At 68.4% G+C, this 2,362-nt stretch carries 2 protein-coding genes; both read left to right on the top strand.

Annotated elements, in window-relative coordinates; all coding sequences use genetic code 11:
- The first annotated feature begins 316 nt into the window (after nt 1-316).
- Nucleotides 317-1,234 carry a DUF6891 domain-containing protein gene (locus ACFXMF_RS47505; RefSeq protein ID WP_379989119.1) on the top strand — a complete coding sequence of 306 codons (918 nt, stop codon included), beginning with the start codon at nt 317-319 and terminating at the stop codon, nt 1,232-1,234.
- 130 nt (nt 1,235-1,364) lie between these two features.
- On the top strand, nt 1,365-2,362 hold a 998-nt coding region (locus tag ACFXMF_RS47500), incomplete at its 3' end, for a transposase (protein ID WP_380021320.1).

The raw sequence follows: 2,362 nt of genomic DNA, 5'->3' as shown, positions 1-2,362 counted from the left end.
GTACGGCCGGGCCAAGCCCGACCTCCTTCGCAAGCGCATTCTTCTCTGCCACTGAAGATCCACATCTCGTGTTTCACCAAACTCGCGACAGAGTCAGTATCTACTGACCGCTGTCAACCGGGCCGAACCTGCGGCCTCAACCGCTCACCACAGCCCGGACACTTCCGGTTCCCGGCCCGGCCGGCGTCCTCGAACACCACACCAGCCTAGGGCCCAGACCCACTCAGTCCGGCAGATATGGAACAGGCACTCACCTTTGCCGTTTAACCTCCGAGGCCGGTGCGTCGCCGTCAGAGGGGTGTGTCAGAGTCTGCGGATGCTCGAAATCGTGGTGCAGACGGAGAACGGGGAGCGGCACGTCCGTGTGTCCGCTGAGGACTTCGCCGGGTTGGTCCGGCGCATCGGCGGTGACGGTGATCGGTTCCTCGTGGTCCAGCGGGTACCCGACGTGCCGGATGTCTTCGCGCAGGTCTGGCACGCGGATGGCGGGGACTACACGCTGGAGTACCGCGACGGCTCCGCCGACCGGCACTTCCAGGTGATGGTCGACAGCCCTGAGACCGTGATCGCCGCCATGGTCGGCTGGGCCCGCCAGGAGTCGGGTTGGGATGCCGCTCTGGCCTGGTCGGTGTTGGATGCGGGTTCCTCTCCCGAGGTGCCGCCGCTCGATCTGGACGAAGGCGACCACCAACTGTTGGAGAAGCGGCTTCGCGAGGTGCTGGTCGGTGGGTACGCTTCCCGCGCCGAAGTAGCGGAGATCGCCGAGGAGTACCTGGTCACGGAGGATCGCCGTCCCGTTTCGCGTGAGCAGGCGGCGGCACTGTCCGACCGGATGTGGCTGGAGCGCGTCGCGGAGCAGGCCGAGTGGCAAGGCGAGACCGACCCTGAACGGCTCGCCCGCGCGTTCGCCGCCCTTCAGGAGGCCGGCATCACCGCCCGCGAGCACTTCACGTGCTGCCGCACCTGCGGCGACTCCGACATCGTCGGCGAAAGCGGGACCGGCGCCCGTGGATTCGTCTACTTCCACACACAGTGCACAGACTCAGCAGCGGCAGGCCACGGCTTGATGCTGCTCTATGGCGGCTTCGACGGTTCGTCCGCGACCACCACAGCCGTCGGCCACGAGGTTGTCGCTGCTCTGGAAGCGGCCGGCCTGGCTGTTGAGTGGGACCGCGACCCTGGTCGGGCGATCACCGTCAGCCCTTTGGACTGGCGCCACCGCCTGGTCGGATAGCGACCGGGACGCCTCGGTAGCAGCATGCCGCGCGGCTGTCCGGGCTTTCGGCGATCACATGCGAACTGCACGGCTTTCACCCGATCCTGTGCTTTGACCAAGAGGCACATGCCGGATTGAGGCGAAGGCCGTGGTGACGAATCTGCCGCACAGGCGGGAACGCGTTGAAGCGTTCGCGGAACTGTCACGCTTCCGAAGCACGTGGCATGCCTGTCTCACCCGGCGCTCGGATGCCCTGTTCGAGCTGGCGGACGCGCTGCTCCGCGCGGACGGACCGGTCAAGACCCTGGTCGGGCTGTCGCTCGCGCCGGAGCACCGGCGCGGGCATGGGGCTCTCTACGACGCGCTCAACCAGGGGCGGATCGACACCAGTCGGCTGCGGGACGTACTCGTGGGGCTGCCGCTGCCACGCGCCGCCTACGGGCGGATCGTGCTCGCGGTCGACGTCAGCCCGTGGCTGCGGCCGGACGCGGACACCGGCGAAGGCCGGTCGTTCTGCCACACCTACGGGCGCGGCGAGGGCAAGCACCAGATGGTGCCCGGCTGGCCGTACTCGATCGTCGCTGCGCCGGAACCCGGGCGTAATTCGTGGACGGTGGTGCTGGACGCGGTCCGGCTCGGACCGGGCGAGGACGTCGCCGCGACCACCACGGTGCAGGTCCGCGTGGTCGTCGAGCGCCTGGTCGCTGCGGGGCAGTGGAAGCCCGGCGACCTGGACGTCATGATCGTCCTGGACGCCGGATACGATGTCCCGAGGATCGCCTACCTGATGGCGGGCCTGCCCGTCGAGGTGCTCGGGCGGATGCGCTCGGACCGGGTTCTACGACGCCCGACACCGACGTACGCGCATCCTCCGCACGGTGGCCGGCCGCCCAAGCACGGCGGCGAGTTCGTGTTCGGCAAGCCCGACATCTGGGGCGAGCCGCAGGTAGCCACAACGACCGAGACCTCTCGCTACGGCATCGCCAGGGCTACGGCGTGGGACCGGCTCCATCCGCGGCTTACGCGCCGATGTGCCTGGGTTGAGCACACTGACGAACTCCCCATGATCTCCGGCACGGTCATCCGCCTCCAGGTCGACCACCTACCCAAAGGCGGCGACCCCAAGCCGGTCTGGCTCTGGTGGTC

Origin of the sequence: Embleya sp. NPDC059213 (assembly GCF_042754445.1) — a bacterium.
In the GTDB taxonomy this organism is placed as follows: domain Bacteria; phylum Actinomycetota; class Actinomycetes; order Streptomycetales; family Streptomycetaceae; genus Embleya.
This window is presented reverse-complemented; position numbering and strand designations above follow the sequence as displayed.